The sequence below is a fragment of the Pseudarthrobacter sp. NPDC058196 genome (assembly GCF_042882685.1).
Taxonomy (GTDB): domain Bacteria; phylum Actinomycetota; class Actinomycetes; order Actinomycetales; family Micrococcaceae; genus Arthrobacter.
The window spans coordinates 65,288-86,503 of record NZ_JBHVVN010000002.1 but is presented as its reverse complement, the minus strand read 5'-3'; the positions used below and the strand labels follow the sequence as shown (position 1 = coordinate 86,503).

Below are 21,216 nucleotides of genomic sequence, written 5' to 3'. Positions count from 1 at the left end.
ATTAACCTCCGGAGCAGTCCCGAGGGCGCCCTGGCGGCGTTTACTGTGGGACGTCCAGGGCGTTCCGCACGGCCGCTATGACGCTAATCACCTTTGCCCGGAACCGGCTGCGGTAGAAAGCACGGCAGGTCCCGCACTACGCTCATCCCATGGCCACCAGCAACAGCTCCGACTCCAGCGCGTCCGCCGAAGTACCCGCCCCCTACGGCAGTGGGCCCGGCCACCAGGATGCATCGGCCGCCGCACGGAAACCGGCCAAGGTCCGGATCCACCACCTGCAGCAGGCCAAGCGCGACGGCACCAGGTTCGCCATGCTCACTGCCTACGAGCAGTACACGGCGGAGATCTTTGACGCTGCGGGCATTGAAGTGCTGCTGGTCGGTGATTCGGCCTCCAACAACGTATACGGCAACGAAACCAGCCTTCCGGTCACCGTGGACGAACTGCTGCCGCTGTGCCGCGCCGTGGCCAGGACCGCGAAGCGCGCCATGGTGGTCGCGGACCTGCCCTTCGGCAGCTACGAGGTCAGCGCCGAACAGGCCGTCGCCACCGGCGTCCGCTTCCTGAAGGAAGGCCTGGCGCATGCGGTGAAAATCGAGGGCAGCGCGTACTACGCGCCAACGGTGCGCGCAATGGTGCAGGCGGGCATCCCGGTGATGGCCCACATCGGCTTCACCCCCCAGAGCGAACACGCACTGGGCGGATACCGGGTGCAAGGCCGGGGCGACGACGCCCAACGGCTGATCGACGATGCCCGCGCACTCGCCGACGCAGGCGCGTTCTGCGTGCTCATGGAAATGGTGCCGGCAGACACCGCGGCCGCGGTGGACGCTGCCGTGGACGTTCCCACCATCGGCATTGGCGCCGGGAACGCGACCACGGGCCAGGTCCTCGTCTGGCAGGACATGGCAGGCCTGCGGGGCGGGCGGATGGCGAAATTCGTCAAGCAATACGCGGACCTGCGCACCACCTTGCTGGACGCGGCCACCGCCTACGGCGACGACGTCCGCTCCGGCCAGTTCCCCGGCCCGGAACATTCCTTCTAACTTTCAACTTCCCCCCGCGGAGGAGTGCCGCACGGACGGCCCGACGCCTGCCCACCCAACCGGTCAGTCGTCGTCGCCCTTTTCCCAGGCCTCGTTGCGCGCCTTGACCTTTTCGATGGCGTGTTCGGCTTCTTCACGGGTCTTGTAGGGCCCAATGAGCTGGCTCCAGTCCGAGAGCCGGTCTTCTTCCACTTCGTGGGTGTTGACGTTGAACCAGTACTCAGTCATCGTTGCTCCTTGTTCCGGCGACAGGAAAGCCGCTGGGTGATCCACGTAACACAAACCCTTACGTGCGTCCTCCGCCGCTTGTCGGTTGTTAGGCGTTCTGCGGTGCCTTATATGATCAATCTATGCCTTCCCTTGCCTCTACTGCACCCACCGGCACCCTCACCCCGGGTACCGTGGGCCCGCAGCGTTCCGTCCCGGCGTCCATCCCCCGTCCGGAGTACGTCGGCAAGCCTGGCCCCGCAAAATTCACCGGCTCGGAGGTCAAGTCCGCCGAAACGATTGAAAAGATCCGCGTCGCCGGGCGGATCGCGGCCCAGGCCATTGTGGAGGTCGGCAAGCACATCCAGCCCGGCGTCACCACCGATGAACTGGACAGGGTGGGCCATGAATTCCTGCTGGACCACCACGCGTACCCGTCCACGCTCGGTTACCGCGGATTTCCCAAATCGCTCTGCTCGTCGCTGAACGAGGTCATCTGCCACGGCATTCCGGACAGCACCGTGGTCCAGGACGGCGACATCCTGAACATCGATATCACTGCCTTCATCAACGGGGTCCACGGCGACACGAACTACACGTTCCTGGTGGGTGATGTGGACGAGGAATCCCGGCTCCTCGTCGAGCGCACCCGGGAGTCGCTCAACCGGGCCATCAAGGCGGTGGCACCGGGGCGGGAAATCAACGTGATCGGCCGCGCCATCCAGTCCTACGCCAAGCGTTTTGGCTACGGCGTGGTGCGGGACTTTACCGGCCACGGTGTCGGCGAAGCTTTCCACACCGGGTTGATCATCCCGCACTACGATGCCGCCCCCGCGTACAACACCGTGATCGAAACGGGGATGGTGTTCACGATCGAACCGATGCTCACCCTCGGCACCGTGGAGTGGGACATGTGGAGCGACGACTGGACCGTGGTCACCCGCGACCACAAACGCACTGCCCAGTTCGAGCACACCCTTCTGGTTACCGAGACCGGTGCGGAAATCCTCACCCTGCCGTAGTCTGTCCCCTGCCCGCACACGGCATCCACTGCCCGTGCAGGCCCCCACCCTGTTGTGGGGCTGCCCCAGGCCGCCCCTTCCCTGCCCGCCCCAGCCTAGAACGGAATCCCATTGGCCAAGAAGGACGAGAAGTCGCACAAGAACGCACCCCTGATCGGCATCGACATCGGCGGTACGGGCATCAAGGGCGGCATTGTCGACCTGAAGAAGGGCAAGCTCCTGGGTGAACGTTTCCGGGTGCCCACCCCGCAGCCTGCCACGCCGGAGGCCGTTGCCGAAGCAGTGGCCCTGGTGGTCGCCGAGCTCTCGGCGCGCCCCGAGGCCCCGGAGGCCGGCTCCCCCGTGGGCGTAACCTTCCCCGGCATCATCCAGCACGGCGTGGTCCACTCCGCCGCCAACGTGGACAAGAGCTGGCTGGATACGGACATTGACGCCCTCCTTACCGAGCGGCTGGGTCGCCCCGTCGAGGTCATCAACGACGCCGATGCCGCCGGCCTGGCCGAAGCCCGGTACGGTGCCGGCGAAGGCGTCGCCGGCACCGTCCTGGTCATCACCCTGGGCACGGGCATCGGCTCCGCCTTCATTTTCGACGGAAAACTGGTACCGAACGCGGAACTGGGGCACCTGGAGATCGACGGCTTCGATGCCGAATCGAAGGCGTCCGCCGTGGCCCGCGAACGGGACGGGCTGTCATGGGACGAGTACAGTGTGCTCCTGCAGCGGTACTTCTCGCATGTCGAGTTCCTGTTCTCGCCGGAGCTGTTCATCGTCGGCGGTGGCATCTCCAAGCGCGCGGACGAGTACCTTCCCAACCTCAAGCTCAGGACCCCGATCGTCCCGGCCGTCTTGCGGAACGAGGCCGGCATCGTGGGCGCGGCCCTGGAAATCGCGTTGCAGCACAAACTCACCAAGTAAAGGTGGTGCCGGTGGCGGCTGCGGCTTCCCCTCCGCTGCCGCCACCGGAGCTTAGAGCGGGCTCTTCTCGGAGCTCTTCGGGCCCGGAGCGCCCTTGGCGCCTTCCTCGGCCTCGTGGCGGAGCAGGGCAATGGCCGATTCGAAGTCCTCCAAGGATTCGAACGCCTGGTACACGCTTGCAAAGCGCAGGTACGCTACCTCGTCCAGTTTCTGGAGCGGCCCGAGGATGACCAGGCCTACCTCGTGCGCATCGATTTCGGCGGCGCCCGAGGAACGGATCTGCTCTTCCACTTCCTGGGCCAGCATGGCGAGGTCGTCTTCGCTGACCGGCCGGCCCTGGCAGGCTTTGCGCACGCCGTTGATCACCTTGCTGCGGCTGAACGGCTCGCCGACGCCGGACCGTTTGATGACGGAGAGGCTGGTGGTTTCGACGGTGGTGAACCGGCGCCCGCATTCGGGACACTGGCGCCGGCGTCGGATAGCCGAGCCGTCATCGGCCATCCGGCTGTCCACGACGCGGGAGTCGGGGTTGCGGCAGAACGGACAGTACATGGCGTTTCCCCTTTCCCTTCCGGCGTCGAACAGCAACGAAACCGGCGGCGCCGCTGGAAGTAGTGTTACGATCCCAGTTTACGGCTGCGTCCGGGGTAATAACAAGCCTGTAATTACTATATGTAGTACCGGCTTGCCTATATGTAGTGGCTAGCCCCGTGCGGGAAACCGCGCACTGACGGCGTCGCCGTGGGCGGGCAGGTCCTCGGCACGGGACAGGCTCAGAATGTGGCCGCTGACCTCCGCCAACGCCTCCCGGCTGTAATTGACCACCTGGATGGCGCGCAGGAACGTGGTGACGTTCAGTCCGGATGAGAAGGCAGCGGTCCCGCTGGTGGGCAGCACGTGGTTCGAGCCTGCGCAGTAGTCGCCCAGGCTGACCGGGCTGTAGTCCCCCACGAAGATCGCGCCGGCATTCCGGATCCGCGCCGCCACGGCGGCGGCGTCCCGCGTCATGATCTCGAGGTGCTCGGCGGCGTAGGCATCGCATGCGGCGATTCCCTGCTCCAGGTTGTCCACCAGGACGACGCCGGACTGGGGACCGGACAGCGCCTCGCGGACCCGGGCGGAGTGCTTGGTTGCGGCGGCTTGCCGTTCGAGCTCGTCCCGTACAGCCATGGATAACGGTTCCGAATCGGTAATCAGCACCGATGCTGCCTTGGGGTCGTGCTCGGCCTGGCTGAGCAGGTCTGCGGCCACCAGCGCCGGTTGGGCGGAGTCGTCGGCAAGGATGGCGATCTCCGTGGTTCCTGCCTCCGAATCGATGCCCACCACTCCCTTGACCAGGCGCTTGGCGGTGGCGACGAAGATGTTGCCGGGGCCGGTCACCACGTCCACCGGTTCCAGTGCGGGGCCGGAGTCGCCGGCGTCCACACCGTAGGCGAACGCGGCGATGGCCTGTGCTCCGCCGATGCCGTAGACCTCGGTGATACCCAAAAGCGCCGCAGCGGCAAGGATGGTGGGGTGCGGCAGGCCACCGAACTCCTTCTGGGGCGGCGAAGCAAGGGCAATGGATTCCACACCTGCCGCCAGTGCCGGCACTACGTTCATGATCACCGATGACGGATACACGGCCAGGCCGCCTGGGACGTACAGTCCCACGCGCGCTACGGGTACCCAGTTCTGGCTGACGACAGCGCCGTCACCCAGTTCCACGTCAACGTTGCGGGGCCGCTGCCGGTCGGCGAATTTCCGTGCCCGGCTGATGGATTCCTCCAGTGCTGCCCGCACCTCCGGGTCGAGCCCGTCCAGGGCTGCGGCGATCGCCTCCCGGGGAACCAGCGGATGGCGCTGCTCCACGCCGTCGAACCTTGACGCAAGGTCAGACAACGCCGCGAAACCGCGCTGCCGGACGGCGGCGATGATGTCCAGGACCTTTGCCTCGGCGTCCGCCACGGTCTGGCCCTTGGCGCGCGGAACGGCGGCGCGCAGGGCCGCGAGGGTCAGGGTGCGGCCGCGAAGGTCGATGGTGCGGAAGTCGACGGCGTTTGTCGCGGGGGCAGGAGGCTGCGGGGAAGTGGTCACCGGACTATTTTACGGCGCTGTTCACGCCCGCCGATCCGCCGCGGCTCCCGGCGGGCTTCCGCCCTGACATTCCCACCAACTCCAAAACGAAGACCGAGACCGCCGTGGCAGCCGGCCACAGCAGCAGCACCGGCAGCGCCCGGAGCGAAAAGGCGATGCTGGCATTGGCCGAGGGGTCCACCGGCGGGCCCCAGAGCCGGGCCGTGAGGATGCCGGTTCCCCAGGCGACCAGGCTGCCGGCAACGGCGCCCACCAGGCCGGCCAGGAGCGCAGTCTGGGGGTCCGGACGCTTGCCGTCGGCCAGGAACACGGCCAGCAGGCAGCCGGCCAGCACCATGATCCCGGCGAGTGTCAGATCGCGTGGCAGCCACACCAGCGGCGCCGTTCCGGATGCCAGGGAGGGGTTCCGGGTGATCAGGTTCAGACCGCCCGGGGCAAGCAGCCACCAGAGGAGCCCGGCCGGAACTCCTGCTACCGCCGGGACCAGCAGCAGGGACCAGGGCAGCCGCCGCGCGGGGCGGCCAAAGTTCGTCATGACAGACACCTTAACAAAGGTTCCTGCGCAGCCCCTCAGGGGTTCCACGGCTGCCCGTTTTCCCGCCTGGCCCGCGGGCCAATACGCTTGGGGAAAGAGATATGCCACTAAGTGCAGGAGTTCCGGTGACCGACAACAGCGAGCCCTTTGAGCAGACGTTCAGGGAGATGTTCCGGCGGCATGCCGCGGGCGTCGCCATCATCACCGTGAACTACCAGGACGAGCCCTACGGGTTCACCGCCACGTCGGTGGCCTCTCTGTCCGCCAAACCGCCGCGCTTCACGTTCAACATGGCCCGCAGTTCCAGGTCCTGGCCCGCCGTTGCCAACACCCAGTTCCTGGGAGTCCACATGCTGGGCCTGGAAAACCAGCAGCTGGCAGCCCGGTTCGCCCGGCCGGGCAACCGGTTCGAGGGGAACCACTGGGAAATCGGGCCCCATGGGGTGCCCATCCTGAAGGATGTGGCCGGCTGGCTGATCGGCGAGGTGCAGATGCGGCTGTCCTTCGAAAACAACGCCGTGGTGGTGGTCCAGGTGGTGGACGGCCAGGTGGGCGGCGACGGGGCGCCGCTGCTGTACCACGGAGGTGCCTACGGGCAACCCGTCCCGCTGGACTACGAAATCTAGCGCACTCCGTCTTCGCGGGTCCGGGCTGCCATGACCCGGGGGCAAAGGCACGCACGACGCCGGACGCCGGCTTCCGGCGTCGTGCTCCCCTGCATCAGGCGTCCAGGCAGGCCGGGCCCAGCAGCACTTTCAGGTCACCGAACAGGGACGGGCTGGGGTTCACCCGCAGGTGGACCGGCAGGCCCATGATTTCCGTGCGGGTGTCGCCCTGGAGGTGCAGCCGCACCTCCGAGTTGCCCCGGTGCGTGCGCAGCACATCCCCCAGTTCCGTGACCACGGCCTCGGTGGCCTTGTAGGTGGGCATGGTGATGACCAGCGGCCCGTTCAGGCCTTCGCTCAGGTCCGGAACGGACAACTCCATGCAGTTCAGGGTGATTGCGCCGTCGTCGCGCTTTTGCAGGCGGCCCTTGACCACCACGATCAGGTCCTCCGCGAGCACGGAGGCGATGGGTCCGTAGACCTGGCCGAAGAACATCACTTCGATGGAACCGCCCAGGTCCTCGATCTCGGCCCGGGCATAGGCGTTACCGCTGGCTTTGGCGATGCGGCGGCTCAACGAGGTGATCATGCCGGCAATGGTGATGATGGCGCCGTCCTGCGGGCCGTCTTCGCCCAGGATGGTGGTGATGCTCATTTCGGCGTGCTGGGCCAGGAGGCCTTCGAGCCCCTGCAGCGGGTGGTCGGAGACGTACAGGCCCAGCATGTCGCGTTCGAAGGAGAGCTTGTCCTTTTTCTCCCACTCGGGCAGGTCCGGAATCTCGATACTGAGCGACGCCTCCGATTCAGCTTCCTCGAAGCCCGCAAAGAGGTCGAACTGGCCGATCGCCTCGTTGCGCTTCAAGGTGATGACGGAGTCGATGGCCTCTTCGTGGATCATGGCCAGCGCGCGCCGGTGGTGGCCCAGGGAGTCGAAGGCCCCGGACTTGATCAGGGATTCGATGGTTCTCTTGTTGCAGACCACCGAGGGCACCTTCATCAGGTAGTCCTTGAAGGACGTGTAGGCGCCTTCGCTCTCGCGTGCCGTGACCATGGCATCGACGGCATTGGCACCCACGTTGCGGATGGCGCCCATGCCGAAGCGGATGTCGTTGCCCACCGGGGTGAAGTTCAGGGCGGACTCGTTGACATCGGGTGGAAGCACGGTGATGCCCATGCGCCGGCACTCGTTCAGGTAGATGGCGGACTTGTCCTTGTCGTCACCGACGGAGGTCAGCAGCGCTGCCATGTACTCGGGTGCGTAGTGCGCCTTCAGGTACGCGGTCCAGTAGGAGATGACCCCGTAGGCGGCGGAGTGGGCCTTGTTGAAGGCGTAGTCGGAGAAGGGCAGGAGGATGTCCCAGAGGGTCTTGACCGCTTCCATGGAGTAGCCGTTGTCCTGCATGCCCTGGGAGAAGCCGGCGAACTGCTTGTCCAGTTCCGACTTCTTCTTCTTGCCCATGGCGCGCCGGAGGATATCTGCCTGGCCCAGGGAGTAGCCGGCCAGTTTCTGCGCCACGGCCATGACCTGCTCCTGGTACACGATCAGGCCGTACGTTCCGCCCAGGATCTCCTTGAGCGGTTCCTCCAGCTCCGGGTGGATGGGAATGACTTCCTGGATCCCGTTCTTGCGCAGGGCATAGTCGGTGTGGGCGTTGGCGCCCATGGGTCCGGGCCGGTAGAGCGCCAGGACGGCGGAGATGTCTTCGAAGTTGTCAGGCTTCATGAGCTTGAGCAGGGACCGCATGGGGCCGCCGTCGAGCTGGAACACGCCCAGGGTGTCGCCGCGGGCCAGGAGCTCGTAGGACGGGGCGTCGTCGAGCTCCAGGTTCTCCAGGTCGAGATCGATGCCGCGGTTCATCTTGATGTTCTCGAGGGCATCGGAAATGATCGTCAGGTTCCGCAGGCCCAGGAAGTCCATCTTGATCAGGCCAAGGCCCTCGGACGTCGGGTAGTCGAACTGGGTGATCACCTGGCCGTCCTGGAAGCGGCGCATGATGGGGATGACGTCGATGATGGGGTCCGAGGACATGATGACACCGGCCGCGTGCACGCCCCACTGGCGCTTCAGGCCTTCGATGCCCAGCGCCGTCTCGAAGACCTTGGCGGCTTCCGGGTCGGTGGCGATCAGCTGCCGGAAATCGCCGGCCTCGCTGTAGCGCTTGGCCTCCGGGTTCTGGATGTCCGCGAGCGGGATGTCCTTGGCCATCACGGCGGGAGGCAGGGCCTTGGTCAGCGTCTCGCCCATGCTGAATGGGTAGCCCAGGACGCGGGAGGAGTCCTTGAGGGCCTGCTTGGTCTTGATGGTGCCGTAGGTGACGATCATGGCGACGCGTTCGTCCCCGTACTTGCGGGTCACGTAGTCGATGACTTCCGAGCGGCGCCGGTCATCGAAGTCGACGTCGAAGTCGGGCATGGACACGCGGTCCGGGTTCAGGAAGCGTTCGAAGATCAGGCCGTGGCGCAGGGGGTCGAGGTCGGTGATGCGCATGGCGTAGGCCACCATGGAACCTGCACCCGAGCCACGGCCGGGGCCAACGCGGATGCCGTTGTTCTTGGCCCAGTTGATGAAGTCCGCAACCACCAGGAAGTAGCCGGGGAACCCCATGGACGTGATGACGCCGAGCTCGTAGTCTGCCTGCTTGCGGACCTCGTCCGGGATGCCGCCCGGGTAACGGTACTGCAGGCCCTTGTCCACTTCCTTGACCAGCCAGGAGGTTTCGTCCTCGCCGGGCGGGCAGGGGAACCGGGGCATGAAGTTGGCGTCCGTGTTGAAGGACACTTCGCAGCGCTCGGCGATCAGCAGGGTGTTGTCGCAGGCATCCGGGTGGTCGCGGAAAAGCTCGCGCATCTCCTGCGGGGATTTGAGGTAGTAGCCGCTGCCGGAGAACGCGAACCGCGAACCGCCGTTGTCGTACGTGGGTTCGAGCAGCGTGGAGCCGGACTGGATGGCCAGCAGGGCCTCGTGGGCCTTGGCATCGTGCTCGTGGGTGTAGTGGAGGTCGTTGGTGGCCACCAGCGGCAGGTTCAGGTCCTTGGCGAGCCTCAGGAGGTCGCCGGTGACCCGCCGTTCAATGTCCAGTCCGTGGTCCATCAGCTCGCAGAAGTAGTTTTCCGCGCCGAAGATGTCCCGGAATTCGGCGGCCGCTTCCAGCGCCTCGCGGTACTGGCCGAGCCGGAGCCGGGTCTGCACCTCGCCGGAGGGGCACCCGGTGGTGGCGATCAGCCCTTCTGAGTAGGTGTTGAGCAATTCGCGGTCCAGCCGCGGCCACTTGCCGAACACGGAATCGAGGGAGGCGATGGAGGAAGCCCGGAAGAGGTTCCGCATGCCCACGTTGTTGTAGCTCAGGAGCGTCATGTGGGTGTAGGAACCACCGCCGGAGACGTCGTCCTTGCGCTGGGATTCGTCGCCCCAGCGGACGCGTTCCTTGTCCGTGCGGGCCGTGCCGGGGGTTACGTAGGCTTCGACGCCGATGATCGGCTTGATGCCCTTGTCCGTGGCCTTGCGCCAGAAATCGAACGCCCCGAACAAGTAGCCGTGGTCGGTGGTGGCGAGGGCAGGCATGCCCAGGCGCTCGGTTTCATCGAACAGCTCGCCCAGGCGGGCAGCTCCATCCAGCATGGAATATTCGGTGTGGGTGTGCAGGTGGACAAACGAATCTTTGCTGGAACTCACCGCACCATTCTAAGCGCTGGCGCGTGGCGGCCCGGCCAGGCGGCCCGTGTCAGGCCTGTCCCGATTCCAGCACTTCCAGGGCGTAGGCCAGGTCCTGCGGGTAGTCGCTGATCACGGTGACGCGTTCCCCGGTCACCGGGTGGTCGAATCCCAGCTGCCGGGCATGGAGCCACTGCCGGGTGAGCCCCAGGGTGGCGGCAAGGCGCGGGTCGGCACCGTACGTGAGGTCGCCGGCGCAGGGATGGCGGAGGGCGGAGAAGTGGACCCGGATCTGGTGCGTCCGGCCCGTTTCCAGGTGCACTTCCACCAGGCTGGCCTTCCCGAAGGCCTCCAGGACTTCGTAGTGGGTTACCGAGGGGCGGCCGTCCTCGATGACGGCAAAGCGCCAGTCGTGGCCGGGATGCCGGCCGATGGGGGCGTCGATGGTGCCCGTCAGCGGGTCCGGAAGGCCCTGGACCACCGCGTGGTACACCTTGTCCACCGTGCGCTCCTTGAAGGCCCGTTTGAGGGCCGTGTAGGCCCGCTCGGACTTCGCCACCACCATCACCCCGGAGGTGCCGACGTCAAGCCGGTGAACGATCCCGGCCCGCTCCGGCGCGCCGGAGGTGGAGATTCGGTAACCGGCGCCGGCCAGTCCGCCCACTACGGTGGGCCCAACCCAGCCCGGCGAGGGATGCGCAGCGACACCCACGGGCTTGTCGACGACGACGAAGTCCTCGTCATCCAGCAGGATCTTCAGGCCTTCCACAACTTCCTCCACGACTTCCAGCGGGTCCCGCCGCTCCGGAACGGTGACGTCAAGGACATCCCCCGCCACAAGTTTTGCCGATTTCCCCAACGCCTTCCCCTGGGTCAGCACATGGCCGTCAGCCAGCAGGGATGCGGCCACGGACCGGGACACGCCCAGGAGGCCTGCCAGTCCGGCGTCGGCCCGGGTCCCGCCGAATTCCTCGGCCACGACGATTCGCTCACTCATGGCCGGGCTTGTCCTTGTGTGCGGTTCCGAGGCGTGTTCCGTCCAGGGCGATTCCGCGAATGGTCAGGATGCAGATGATGGCGACGGCAGACACGACAGCGGAGTCCGCGATATTGAAGATCGCGAAGTTGGGAAGCTGGATGAAGTCCACCACATGGCCCATGCCGAAGGAGGGCTCGCGGAAGAGCCGGTCGGTCAGGTTGCCCAAGGCGCCGCCCAGCAGCAGGCCGAGAGCCAGGGACCACCATGCCGAGCCCAGCCTGCGGACCTGGAAGAGAATGGCGACGGCGACTCCGGCCATGATGATCGAGAACACCCATGTGACGTTCTCGCCAATCGAAAACGCGGCACCGGAGTTCCGGATGAAGTACCAGTGCAGCAGGGGCGGCAGGACCGGGATCCTCTCGCCCTCCACCATGGTGGAGGTCACCCAGAGTTTGGTGAGCTGGTCCAGGACGTAGGCAAAGACCGCGAACCCGCCGAAGAGGGACAGCAGCAAAGCCCGTCGGGGGCGCGGAGAGGATGGGGCAGGGCGTGCGGCGTCGGCTGCAAGTTCGTCAGTCATGGTGCTTTCACTTCGAAAAACTTAGGTGTCAATGCCAAAAGCCGGTGGCCGAGGAATCCTCAGCCACCGGCTTTCAGAATACGTGTTGCCAGGGTTAGTTCGCTTCGCTGACTTCCGGCGTCGCAACGGAACCACGGGCGTCCAGGTCGCGGAGCTGGCCCTCGATGTAGGCCTTCAGGCGTGAACGGTAGTCACGTTCGAAGCCGCGGAGCTGCTCCACCTTGCGCTCGAGGACGGAACGCTGCTGTTCCAGCGCGCCAAGGATCTTGCGGGACTTCTCCTGCGCGTCGTTGACGAGGCTGCTGGCTTCGATCTGCGCCTCGGCGATGATCTTGTCCTTCTGCGCCTGGCCTTCGGCGACGTGGCGGTCGTGCATCTGCTGCGCCATGGCCAGCAGGCCGGCAGCGGACTCGGCGGAAGGAGTGGACGCGGCGGCCGCAGCGGGGGCGGCGGCAACCGGAGCGGCCGGCTCGACGTCCTTCTTCTTGCTGGCTTCGGAAGCCTTCGCTTCGGCTTCAGCCTTCTCGCGGGCTTCATCCTTGTCGGACTTGACCGGGGCGGGGACCTTCTCCACCACAGGTGCGGCAGTGGTGCTTGCCGGGACGCTGGAGCCGGCATCGGCGAGCTTCTTGCGGAGCTCGTCGTTTTCCTGGTTCAGGCGGCGGAGTTCAACGACGATTTCGTCCAGGAAGTCGTCAACCTCGTCCTGGTCATAGCCCTCGCGGAACTTGGTGGGCTGAAAGCGCTTGTTGACAACGTCTTCTGGCGTCAAAGCCATCTGGTCACCTCACTGGTCTGGTTAGTCAGTAGGCCTTCCGGCCGTCAAAACTACGGTACCTAAATTTGGTCTGCTTACTCTAATTCAACACCGCGGTGTCAAACGGGAGGTTTCTTCGCTTTACAGTAGCTGTTCCCGGGAGGATCATCCTGCATTGCCAAGTCTTTGTTGGTGGATCAGGCCAAGTTCCTGGTGATGCTCATCGCAATGCTGACGCCGATGAACAGGATCAGGAAGCCCAGGTCCAGGGAGACGCCGCCGAGCCGGAGGGGCGGGATCATCCGCCGCAGCCCCTTGAGCGGCGGATCAGTGATGGAATATACAGCGTGCGCCACCACCAGGGCCGCGCCCCGTGGCCGCCATTCCCTCGCGAACATCTGCACCCAGTCGTAGACCAGGCGGATGATGAGGGCGACTAAGAACAGCAGCAACACGAGATAGAGAAGTCCGAAAACAATTCCCATGACTTATTTCAAATCTCCATATTTCGTGCGAACCATCCCGTCCGGATGCCGCGGTGTGCTGCAGTTGTCTTGTCTATTTCAGCACAGATGCCAGACAGGTGTCCCTGCCTGGCATCTGTCGTCGGCCTTGGCCGTCAGCTCTGGTTGAAGAAACTGGCCTGCGTGTCGCTGACTTTTTTGTCATCACCGATCACTTCGACGTAGGACGGTGAGAGCAGGAACACCTTGTTGGTCACCCGTTCGATGCTGCCTCTAAGGCCAAATACCAGCCCGGCCGAGAAGTCCACCAGGCGCTTTGCGTCTGCCTCGCCCATGTCGGTGACATTCATGATCACCGGGATACCGTCCCGGAAGCTCTCACCGATGAGCTTGGCATCGTTGTAGGAGCGGGGGTGGATGGTGGTGATCTGGCGAAGTCCGGTGCTCTCTTCGCGGCTCGACGCCGCACGCTTAATCGGGGTCACTGGGGCGCGGTATTCCTCTTCAGGGGTGTAGGACGCCTCACGGCTGACTTCGCGGACCGGTGCCGGGGCACGGCGTTCCTCGCGGTCGACTTCCATGGGTTCGTCCTCATCCTTACGTGTGGTCTGTTGCTCGGACTCGTAATGCTCATCGCCGTCGGCGAGCCCAAGATAGATCATTGTCTTGCGCAGAGCGCCGGCCATGGTCGACTCCTAATCGTGTCCCGTAAGCGGGCCGCCCAATGACTTGACAGCACTGGAGTCCCCGCCCATCACTTCCAACAGGTCCGACGCTACCCCACCGCGGGACGCGAACCGAGAATATCGGAACCGATTCGCAGGTGTGTCGCCCCGAACTTGATGGCCGCCTCCAAGTCCTGGCTCATGCCGGCCGAGATGGCACCGGCGCCCGGATGGTCGGCCACGAGCCGGGCCGAGACGGCCGCTAGTTTCTCGAAGGCCGGCTCCGGCGGCGCGCCCAGCGGCGCCACGGCCATGACGCCGGCGAGGTTCAGGCCGACTGATTCGGCGATCCTCTCCGCCAGGAGCGGCACATCGGCCGGGGCCGCTCCTCCGCGGTGCGTGCCGCCGTCGTCCTCGAGGCTGACCTGGATGAAGCACGCCAAAGGGTCACGCCCGCCGGAATCCATCTCGTTCCGCACTGCTTTGGCGAGGGCGTCCACGAGCTGGAGGCGGTCCACTGAATGGACGGCGGCGGCATACCGGACCACCGACTTGGCCTTCTTGCTCTGCAGCTGGCCTACGAAATGCCAGTTGAGGGCCAGCCCGGCCAGTTCGGCGGCTTTCGCGGCCGCCTCCTGGTCCCGGTTCTCCCCCACGTCGGTGACCCCGAGCGCTGCGAGCCGCCGGATGTCCGCGGCCGGGTGGAACTTCGTGACCACGATGAGCGACGGCGGCCGGTCGCCGCGGCCGCTCGCCTCGGCAGCAGCGGCGATCCGATTCTGTACCGCGGCGAGCCGCTCTGCGAGTTCCGCGGCTCGGGGATCGAGCGCCAGGTCCCTGACGTGGAACGGATGCTCAGTCATGGCACCACACCAGCCCGGCGAAACGGCCGGTGTTCCGGTCACGGCGGTAGGAGTACAGCGTTTCGGTTTCGAGGGTGCAGGGACCGGAGTACGCCACTTCAACGCCGGCGGCCTCAAGCTGGCTCCGGGCACCTGCCGGGAGGTCCAGCCCGGGGGTCCCCCAGGAGGTGGTACTCCACGTTGCGGGCACCTTGCCAGCTACCTCGTCGCGCAGGGCAGCAGGGACCTCGTAGCAGGCTCCGCAGATGGAAGGCCCCAGCCAGGCACGGATACGGGACGCCCCCAGGGATTCCATCGCCTCCACGGCCGCGGGGAGCACACCGTTGGCGGTCCCGGGACGGCCGGCGTGGACGGCGGCGAGGACCGGCCCGTTGGACGACTCCCCCGCGAGCAGAACGGGGATGCAGTCCGCCACCATGACGGCCAGGGGAATGCCCTGGGACACCATGGCATCGGCTTCGGGAACGGGAGAGCCCGCGTCCATTAATGTGACGGTGGTGCCGTGGATCTGGTTCATGAAGCGCAGTGACCGCGGAGCGGCACCGATGGATTCCTCGAGGCGGCTCCGGCGCTCCATGACCCGGGTGGGGTCGTCTCCCACGTGCAGGGCCAGGTTTCCCGCACCCGCATCGGTGAATGCGGCCGACACCCCTGGCAGGATGTCGGCGCGCCAATGGAACAAGCCGGTGCCTACTTCAGGAAGTCGGGGACATCCAGGTCGTCCGGGTGGTTGCCGGTGAGGTCCGGCTCCACGACGGACGGGAGGTCGACATCGAAGCCGGAGTCCGCCGGGACGGCAGACGGACGCTGCTGGCCCCAGTTGCTCAGGCCTGCCGCGCCGACGCCGGCGTGGAGGGGCTGGACGTTCTGCTGGTGGCTTCCGCTGCCCTGGTGGTTTCCGCCCTGCGGGTGGGCCGAGGCGGGAGCGGCAGCGGGGGCAGCGGGTCGCTGGGGGGCGGCCTGCGGCTGTGACTGGTCCATGGACGGCGAGGTGGCCTTGACGTCGTCGAAGCCGGCAGCGATAACGGTGACGCGCGCTTCGTCGCCCAGGGCGTCGTCAATGACGGCGCCGAAGATGATGTTGGCCTCGGGGTGGGCCACCTCCTGGACCAACCGTGCGGCTTCGTTGATCTCGAACAGGCCCAGGTCGGATCCGCCCTGGATGGAGAGCAGCACGCCATGGGCGCCGTCGATGGAGGCTTCCAGCAACGGGGAGGCAATGGCCAGTTCGGCAGCCTTGACGGCGCGGTCCTCGCCGCGGGCCGATCCAATGCCCATGAGCGCGGAGCCGGCACCCTGCATCACGGACTTGACGTCAGCGAAGTCGAGGTTGATCAGGCCCGGGGTGGTGATGAGGTCCGTGATGCCCTGGACACCGGACAACAGGACCTGGTCGGCGGAGCGGAAGGCGTCCAGCACGGAGACGTTGCGGTCGCTGATGGAGAGCAGGCGGTCGTTGGGGATCACGATCAGGGTGTCCACTTCGTCACGCAGGGCGTCGATGCCGGCCTCGGCGGAGCCGGCGCGGCGCCGGCCCTCGAAGGTGAACGGTCGGGTGACTACGCCAATGGTCAGGGCCCCGAGTGAGCGTGCGATCCGGGCGACGACGGGAGCACCGCCGGTGCCCGTTCCGCCGCCTTCGCCGGCCGTCACGAAGACCATGTCGGCGCCGCGGAGGACTTCCTCGATCTCGTCCGCGTGGTCCTCGGCGGCCTGCTTGCCCACCTCCGGGTTGGCGCCGGCACCCAGGCCGCGGGTCAGCTCGCGCCCGACGTCGAGCTTGACGTCGGCGTCGCTCATCAGCAGGGCCTGGGCGTCGGTGTTGATGGCGATGAATTCAACACCCCTGAGGCCGACCTCGATCATGCGGTTGACTGCGTTCACGCCACCGCCGCCGATGCCGACGACTTTGATGACGGCCAAGTAATTCTGCGGAGCTGCCACGTTACGTGTCCCTTGTTCGTGTCTGTATTGCGAAAACTGATGGTGAGCTTGAAGCCTGCAACCTTAACCTTCGACTTGAAGGTTATAGTTATGTCAAGTAACTCATGTCTGTGACGGTATTTCCTCTGGTTCCGACATTCAATAACCGGGTCCGCGTGTCGGATTAATACCGGGAAAGAAAGCGCTCAGCGCGTCACCGGGTGCCGGGGCACACTGACATCGTAGACCCTGACGGGGTTCTTCGGATCCGCCGGAACCTTGAGGAGCGCGGCCAGCACCTTTGCCTTGAGTTCCTTCTCCGAGGCGTTGCCCCACACGATCGTCTGCCCGTCCACCAGCTTCAGTTCCACGGCATCCACGGACTGCGCCGAGGCGTTGGAAAGCTTGGCGAGCACGTCCGCCGGCAACGCACCCAGGACTGCTGCCGTGGCACGGAAAAGATCCTGGCCGATTGCTCCGGCGCCGCCGTCGATCACCGGCAAGGACGCCGATGCCGGGTCAGCCGTGGTGCCCAGCTGGACGCCGTCGACATCCACCAACTGGTACTGCTCCCCCTGCTTGACCAGGGCTACCGGGACCCGCTCATGCACGGCGACAGCCAGCGTGGAGGGCGGCCGTGCCTCGACCGAGACGGACTTGACCTGGACCAGGGGTCCGAGGAGGCCGCGTACGTCATCGTCACTGATCTGCGGCAGCGGCTTGCCGCGGAGCGGCTCCAGGGCTGCCTGCACCTGGGCGGGAGTCAGAAGCCGGGTGCCGCTGACCGAGATGGTCTGCAGGGCGAGGACGGGTGAATAGATGGCACCGGCCAGGATGCCCGCCACCAGCACCAGCACGGTACCGACGGCAACCAGGATTTTCTTCCGGCGCCGCCTGGATTTGGGTTCCGGGAACGCCAGGACCGTCGCGCCGGCGGGTTCCTGCGCTTTGGCCGCTTTTTCCGGTGCCGGGTCCGGCATGCCTCGGGAGGCGGTGATGACGTCGCCGCCGGCGGTTCGGGGCCCACCGTTCGCCGCGTCCTTCCGGGAATCAGGGCCTGCCGCGGCGTCGGTTCGGTTGTTCCGCTTCGGAGGGGCGTAGGTGGGGCGGCGCGAGCTAGGCATGGAGTGCCTCCACTATCCGGGGGCCATAAGCGGTGACATCGCCGGCACCGACGGTCAGGACGACGTCGCCCTCGCCGGCGGCCGCCACCAGGGTGGCGACTGCGTCATCGGCGGCCACCAGCCGTCCTCCCCCGGTGAGGTGGTCGGCGATGAGCTGGCTGCTGACGCCCGGAATAGGGTCCTCCCTGGCCGGGTAGATGTCCAGTACCAGGGCAGTGTCTGCCAGGTTCAGGGCGTCGGCGAATTCGGCCGCGAACTCCCGCGTCCGGGAGAACAGGTGCGGCTGGAAGAGGACGTGGACCTTGTGGTCTCCGGCCACGGAGCGGGCCGCGGCAAGGGCAGCGCGGACTTCCGTGGGGTGGTGGGCGTAATCGTCGAAGACCCGCACCCCCCTGGCTGTGCCTTTCAGTTCGAAGCGGCGGGACGCTCCCGAGAAGCTGGCAAGGCCGGCAGCGGCGGCCGCCGGTTCCACGCCGAGTTCCAGGGCCACGGCAAACGCCGCCGCGGCGTTGAGCGCGTTGTGCCGGCCGGGTACCTGCAGGGCAAGCGGGAACTGCGCTGCGGGGGTTGCCACGGCGACGCGGCCCGGGCCGTCGTCGAGCAGTCGAACGTCCGCGGCTTCGCTGGTGCCGTAAAGGACCACCCGCGTGGCGCCGCGGGCCTTGGTCCTTTCCGCGAGGGCCAACGCGCCGGCGTCGTCAGCGCAGGCAACGAGGAGCCCATCAGCGGGCAGGAGGGCGGTGAACCGGTCGAAAGACTCGTAGACGGCCTCGGCTGTGCCGTAATAGTCGAGGTGGTCGGGCTCGACGTTGGTGACGACGGCGATCCGGGGCCGGTAGTTCAGGAAGGAGCCGTCGGATTCGTCGGCCTCCGCCACGAAGATGCCTGATGTCCCGTGGGCGGCGTTGACGCCCAGCGCGGGAATGTTGGCTCCGACCGCGAAGGAGGGGTCCAGCCCGGCGGCCCGCAGCAATACGGTGATCATGGAGGTCGTAGTGGATTTTCCATGCGTTCCCGCCACAGTCACCACGGCGTCGTCCCCCATGGTGGCGGCCAGGGCTTGGGAGCGGTGCAGTACAGGCAGCCCTCCCTGCCTCGCGGCAACCAGTTCCGGGTTGTCGTCCCTGATGGCTGACCCGGCCACCACCGTCTGCGCATCCTCCAGGTTCTCCGCGGCGTACCCGACAGCGATGCGGGCACCGGCCGCCGCGAGGTCCGCCATGACGGGCAGGTCCTTGGCATCGGATCCGCTGACCGGGACGCCGCGGGCCACCATGATCCGGGCCACGGCGGACATGCCCACTCCCCCGACGCCGATGAAGTGCACCTTGCCGAGGATGTCTGTCCGTGCGCTGGTGTGGAGGTTCATGCGGATACCGCTTCCAGGACAAGACCAGCCATCCGCTGGTCGGCGTTTCGGATACCGAGCCGGTAGGACTTGGCTTCCATGGCCGCGAGCCGGGCTTTGTCCGTGATCAGGGGGATCAGTTCGCGTTCCACCCAGTCGGGCGTGAACTCCCGGTCGGCCACCAGCAGCGCCCCGCCTGCGGCCACCAGGCCGGCGGCGTTCAGGGCTTGTTCGCCGTTGCCGATGGGCAGCGGCACCAGGACCGCGGGAACTCCGACGGCGGCGACCTCGCAGACCGTGGCGGCGCCCGAGCGTGCCAGCAGGAGGTCCGCCGCGGCGTAGGCGAGCTCCATGCCGTCAATGTACTCCACCTGCCGGTACCCCTCTGCGGTGAGAGGTTGGCCGGCCCCGTCCAGTACGGTCTTTCCGCGGCCGGTGACGTGCAGCGTCTGGATGCCGGCGTCGGCAAGCCGGCCCACCGCCGCGGCGATGGTCCTGTTGATGCTTTGCGCCCCGGAGGAACCGCCCGTCACGATCAACGTTGGCTGCTGGGGATCGAGCCCCAGGGCTTCCCTGGCCGCAGACCTGGCAGCTTTACGGTCCAGCCCGGAGATTTCCTTCCGCATGGGCATTCCCACGTGGACGGCGTTCCGCAGCGGGGTGCCTTCGAATGCCACGGCCACCCTGCCGTTGAGGAATGCCCCGACCCGGTTGGCCAGTCCCGGGCGCGCGTTGGCCTCGTGGATCACCACGGGAATGCGGCGCTTTCGTGCGGCCAGGTACATGGGGGTGCAGACGTATCCTCCCACTCCCACCAGAACATCGGCGTGGGCCCGGTCCAGGATGGCGCCGGCCTGGCGGACCGCGCCGGCCAGCCTGCCGGGGAGGCGGAACAGGTCCGCTGACGGTTTCCGTGGGAAGGGCACGCGGTCGATCGTGGCCAGTTGCACGCCGGCAGCGGGCACCAGGCGGGTTTCCATCCCTGATGGCGTTCCGACGGCGAGGATGTCCGCCCCCGGTGCTTCGTTCCGGAGTGCCGCGGCGATGGCGAGCAGCGGGCTGATGTGGCCGGCTGTTCCGCCGCCGGCCAGGACGATTGAGGGTGTGGCAGGTGTCATCTGAGGTTAGGCACGCTTTCTGGAATTCTTGGGTTGGCTCTGGTCGCGGTCTTTCCGGGCCTTGAGCTTGAGCATCCGTTTGGGCCGGATGGCAGGGGCCATTTGTTCCCGGGCGAGGGAGAGGACCACGCCGATGGCGCACAGTGACATCAGCAGGGCCGAGCCGCCGTAGGAAATGAACGGCAGCGGCACGCCGATGACGGGCATCAGTCCGGTGACCACGGACATGTTCACGGTGGCCTGCCCCAGCAGCCAGACCATGATGGTGCCGGCCAGGACGCGGTGGAACATGTCTTCCTGTGCCACCACCACGCGGTAGATCGCGGCGCCGAGGATGGCGAACAGGACCAGTACGACGACGGTCCCCACCAGCCCGAGTTCCTCGCCGATGATGGCGAAGATGAAGTCGTTGTGGGCTTCGGGGATCCAGCTGTACTTTTGCCGGCTCTGGCCCAGGCCCACCCCGAGCCAGCCACCGGAGGCGAGTCCGTAGAGACCGTTGGTTGCCTGGTAGTTGGCGTCGATGCCGTCGGCGCAGGACTGCCCTGTCCACCAGGAAGTGATCCGGCACATGCGGTTGGAACTGGTGACAGCCATGAAAGCGGTGCCGGCGGCGGCGATGATGCCGGCGATCCCGAACAGGTAGAGGGGTACGCCGGCGAAGAACAGGGCCGCGGCCACGATCATCATGATGATCATTGCCGTGCCGAGGTCGTTGCCCACCAGGATCAGGACGATGACGACAGCGGCCATGGGCACGGCCGGAACCAGCACGTGCTGCCAGCGGCTGAGCAGCCTGCCCTTCCTGGCCAGGACCGTGGCCATCCAGAGGGCAAGGGCCAGCTTTGCCGCTTCCGAAGGCTGGAAGGTGATGCCACCGACGTCGATCCAGTTCCGGTTGCCGTTGATTTCGGAGCCCACTATCTGGACCAGCCCCAACAGCAGCACCGCGGCGCCGACGGCGGGCCATGCCAGCCGCTTGAGCCACACCACGTTGATGCGCGAGAGGACGAACATGGTGAAGATCCCGATCGCCGCGAAGACGCCCTGTTTCATGGCGTCGCCGTAGGGGGATTTGCCGGCAGCGATCGATTCGACACTGGAGGCGGAGAGGACCATCATGATCCCGATGGCGGTCAGCGCCAGGGTGGCACCGAGGATCAGGTAGTACGTGGAGCCGTTCTTGGAGGTTCCGGTGCCCTCCAGGGCGGTCCAGAACTTGTGGTGGACGGCCTGCAGTCTCATCCGGGTTGAAGCCGGCGGCCGCGCGGCCTTGGCTGCGGAGCCGGAGCGCGGCTTGCTGCCCTGTGGCCGGGTGGGCGTGCTGACCATTG

The 21,216-nt window shown here is 66.4% G+C and carries 21 protein-coding genes; 4 read left to right on the top strand and 17 right to left on the bottom strand.

Annotated elements, in window-relative coordinates:
• Positions 1-149 precede the first annotated feature (149 nt).
• A complete protein-coding gene (gene panB / locus ACFVVC_RS03150; RefSeq protein ID WP_387449088.1) occupies positions 150-1,046 on the top strand; it encodes a 3-methyl-2-oxobutanoate hydroxymethyltransferase in 897 nt (298 codons plus the stop codon).
• Positions 1,047-1,109: 63 nt separating this feature from the next.
• Here the strand turns inward: panB and ACFVVC_RS03145 are convergent, their stop codons facing one another.
• A complete protein-coding gene (locus ACFVVC_RS03145; RefSeq protein ID WP_018763572.1) occupies positions 1,110-1,274 on the bottom strand; it encodes an SPOR domain-containing protein in 165 nt (54 codons plus the stop codon).
• 122 nt (positions 1,275-1,396) lie between these two features.
• Here ACFVVC_RS03145 and map point away from each other — a divergent pair, with 122 nt between their 5' ends.
• Both map and ppgK read left to right on the top strand, forming a co-directional pair.
• Positions 1,397-2,275, top strand: a complete 879-nt coding sequence (gene map, locus ACFVVC_RS03140; RefSeq protein WP_387449085.1) for a type I methionyl aminopeptidase — start codon at positions 1,397-1,399, stop codon at positions 2,273-2,275.
• Positions 2,276-2,386: 111 nt separating this feature from the next.
• Positions 2,387-3,190 carry a polyphosphate--glucose phosphotransferase gene (gene ppgK / locus ACFVVC_RS03135; protein WP_018763570.1) on the top strand — a complete coding sequence of 268 codons (804 nt, stop codon included), beginning with the start codon at positions 2,387-2,389 and terminating at the stop codon, positions 3,188-3,190.
• Between the two features lie 51 nt (positions 3,191-3,241).
• On the opposite strand, the gene nrdR is transcribed toward ppgK, so the two are convergent.
• The 3 genes from nrdR to ACFVVC_RS03120 all read right to left on the bottom strand — a co-directional run bounded on the left by nrdR (position 3,242) and on the right by ACFVVC_RS03120 (position 5,801).
• Complete coding sequence (gene nrdR, locus ACFVVC_RS03130) at positions 3,242-3,742, bottom strand: transcriptional regulator NrdR (RefSeq protein ID WP_387449081.1); 501 nt, start codon at positions 3,740-3,742, stop codon at positions 3,242-3,244.
• A gap of 150 nt (positions 3,743-3,892) precedes the next feature.
• Positions 3,893-5,266 carry a histidinol dehydrogenase gene (gene hisD / locus ACFVVC_RS03125; RefSeq protein WP_387449078.1) on the bottom strand — a complete coding sequence of 458 codons (1,374 nt, stop codon included), beginning with the start codon at positions 5,264-5,266 and terminating at the stop codon, positions 3,893-3,895.
• Positions 5,267-5,270: 4 nt separating this feature from the next.
• Positions 5,271-5,801 (bottom strand): hypothetical protein, encoded by a 531-nt coding sequence (locus tag ACFVVC_RS03120; RefSeq protein ID WP_387449075.1) that lies wholly within the window; start codon positions 5,799-5,801, stop codon positions 5,271-5,273.
• A 125-nt stretch (positions 5,802-5,926) separates the two neighbouring features.
• Between ACFVVC_RS03120 and ACFVVC_RS03115 the strand changes: the two genes are divergently transcribed.
• A complete protein-coding gene (locus tag ACFVVC_RS03115) occupies positions 5,927-6,427 on the top strand; it encodes a flavin reductase family protein (RefSeq protein WP_387449073.1) in 501 nt (166 codons plus the stop codon).
• 94 nt (positions 6,428-6,521) lie between these two features.
• Here ACFVVC_RS03115 and dnaE read toward each other — a convergent pair whose 3' ends face one another.
• From dnaE to ftsW, 13 genes are all read right to left on the bottom strand, one after another.
• Positions 6,522-10,079, bottom strand: a complete 3,558-nt coding sequence (gene dnaE / locus ACFVVC_RS03110) for a DNA polymerase III subunit alpha (RefSeq protein WP_387449070.1) — start codon at positions 10,077-10,079, stop codon at positions 6,522-6,524.
• 49 nt (positions 10,080-10,128) lie between these two features.
• Entirely contained in the window at positions 10,129-11,055 is a 927-nt protein-coding gene (locus tag ACFVVC_RS03105; RefSeq protein ID WP_387449067.1) for an RluA family pseudouridine synthase, read from the bottom strand.
• Positions 11,048-11,620, bottom strand: a complete 573-nt coding sequence (gene lspA / locus ACFVVC_RS03100) for a signal peptidase II (protein ID WP_387449064.1) — start codon at positions 11,618-11,620, stop codon at positions 11,048-11,050. Before lspA ends, ACFVVC_RS03105 begins: the two co-directional genes overlap by 8 nt.
• Before the next feature lie 94 nt (positions 11,621-11,714).
• Positions 11,715-12,398, bottom strand: a complete 684-nt coding sequence (locus ACFVVC_RS03095; RefSeq protein WP_387449062.1) for a DivIVA domain-containing protein — start codon at positions 12,396-12,398, stop codon at positions 11,715-11,717.
• Between the two features lie 176 nt (positions 12,399-12,574).
• A complete protein-coding gene (locus ACFVVC_RS03090) occupies positions 12,575-12,862 on the bottom strand; it encodes a YggT family protein (RefSeq protein WP_387449060.1) in 288 nt (95 codons plus the stop codon).
• 134 nt (positions 12,863-12,996) lie between these two features.
• Entirely contained in the window at positions 12,997-13,527 is a 531-nt protein-coding gene (locus ACFVVC_RS03085) for a cell division protein SepF (RefSeq protein WP_387449057.1), read from the bottom strand.
• A gap of 89 nt (positions 13,528-13,616) precedes the next feature.
• The gene (locus ACFVVC_RS03080) at positions 13,617-14,369 is read right to left on the bottom strand and encodes a YggS family pyridoxal phosphate-dependent enzyme (RefSeq protein ID WP_387449054.1); all 753 of its coding nucleotides are present in this window, start codon (positions 14,367-14,369) and stop codon (positions 13,617-13,619) included.
• Positions 14,362-15,051: a polyphenol oxidase family protein gene (locus ACFVVC_RS03075; protein ID WP_387449052.1), complete on the bottom strand. Its 690-nt coding sequence runs from the start codon at positions 15,049-15,051 to the stop codon at positions 14,362-14,364. The genes ACFVVC_RS03080 and ACFVVC_RS03075 overlap by 8 nt, the downstream gene beginning before the upstream one ends.
• A gap of 8 nt (positions 15,052-15,059) precedes the next feature.
• A complete protein-coding gene (ftsZ, locus tag ACFVVC_RS03070; RefSeq protein WP_387449050.1) occupies positions 15,060-16,313 on the bottom strand; it encodes a cell division protein FtsZ in 1,254 nt (417 codons plus the stop codon).
• A 185-nt stretch (positions 16,314-16,498) separates the two neighbouring features.
• Positions 16,499-17,416: a cell division protein FtsQ/DivIB gene (locus tag ACFVVC_RS03065; RefSeq protein ID WP_387449047.1), complete on the bottom strand. Its 918-nt coding sequence runs from the start codon at positions 17,414-17,416 to the stop codon at positions 16,499-16,501.
• Positions 17,409-18,785 (bottom strand): UDP-N-acetylmuramate--L-alanine ligase, encoded by a 1,377-nt coding sequence (murC, locus tag ACFVVC_RS03060; RefSeq protein WP_387449045.1) that lies wholly within the window; start codon positions 18,783-18,785, stop codon positions 17,409-17,411. Before murC ends, ACFVVC_RS03065 begins: the two co-directional genes overlap by 8 nt.
• A complete protein-coding gene (murG, locus tag ACFVVC_RS03055; protein ID WP_387449042.1) occupies positions 18,782-19,882 on the bottom strand; it encodes an undecaprenyldiphospho-muramoylpentapeptide beta-N-acetylglucosaminyltransferase in 1,101 nt (366 codons plus the stop codon). The genes murC and murG overlap by 4 nt, the downstream gene beginning before the upstream one ends.
• 6 nt (positions 19,883-19,888) lie before the next feature.
• Positions 19,889-21,214: a putative lipid II flippase FtsW gene (gene ftsW / locus ACFVVC_RS03050; protein ID WP_387449039.1), complete on the bottom strand. Its 1,326-nt coding sequence runs from the start codon at positions 21,212-21,214 to the stop codon at positions 19,889-19,891.
• Between the last annotated feature and the right edge of the window lie 2 nt (positions 21,215-21,216).

Bases quoted from the DNA above. Each gene is read 5' to 3' on its own strand.
- ACFVVC_RS03080 (WP_387449054.1), bottom strand. From the start codon at position 14,369: ATGACTGAGCATCCGTTCCACGTCAGGGACCTGGCGCTCGATCCCCGA.
- ACFVVC_RS03065 (WP_387449047.1), bottom strand. From the start codon at position 17,416: ATGCCTAGCTCGCGCCGCCCCACCTACGCCCCTCCGAAGCGGAACAAC.
- ACFVVC_RS03090 (WP_387449060.1), bottom strand. From the start codon at position 12,862: ATGGGAATTGTTTTCGGACTTCTCTATCTCGTGTTGCTGCTGTTCTTA.
- map (WP_387449085.1), top strand. From the start codon at position 1,397: ATGCCTTCCCTTGCCTCTACTGCACCCACCGGCACCCTCACCCCGGGT.
- murC (WP_387449045.1), bottom strand. From the start codon at position 18,785: ATGAACCTCCACACCAGCGCACGGACAGACATCCTCGGCAAGGTGCAC.
- murG (WP_387449042.1), bottom strand. From the start codon at position 19,882: ATGACACCTGCCACACCCTCAATCGTCCTGGCCGGCGGCGGAACAGCC.
- panB (WP_387449088.1), top strand. From the start codon at position 150: ATGGCCACCAGCAACAGCTCCGACTCCAGCGCGTCCGCCGAAGTACCC.
- lspA (WP_387449064.1), bottom strand. From the start codon at position 11,620: ATGACTGACGAACTTGCAGCCGACGCCGCACGCCCTGCCCCATCCTCT.
- ACFVVC_RS03145 (WP_018763572.1), bottom strand. From the start codon at position 1,274: ATGACTGAGTACTGGTTCAACGTCAACACCCACGAAGTGGAAGAAGAC.
- ACFVVC_RS03120 (WP_387449075.1), bottom strand. From the start codon at position 5,801: ATGACGAACTTTGGCCGCCCCGCGCGGCGGCTGCCCTGGTCCCTGCTG.
- nrdR (WP_387449081.1), bottom strand. From the start codon at position 3,742: ATGTACTGTCCGTTCTGCCGCAACCCCGACTCCCGCGTCGTGGACAGC.
- ftsW (WP_387449039.1), bottom strand. From the start codon at position 21,214: ATGGTCAGCACGCCCACCCGGCCACAGGGCAGCAAGCCGCGCTCCGGC.
- ACFVVC_RS03085 (WP_387449057.1), bottom strand. From the start codon at position 13,527: ATGGCCGGCGCTCTGCGCAAGACAATGATCTATCTTGGGCTCGCCGAC.
- ACFVVC_RS03095 (WP_387449062.1), bottom strand. From the start codon at position 12,398: ATGGCTTTGACGCCAGAAGACGTTGTCAACAAGCGCTTTCAGCCCACC.
- ACFVVC_RS03105 (WP_387449067.1), bottom strand. From the start codon at position 11,055: ATGAGTGAGCGAATCGTCGTGGCCGAGGAATTCGGCGGGACCCGGGCC.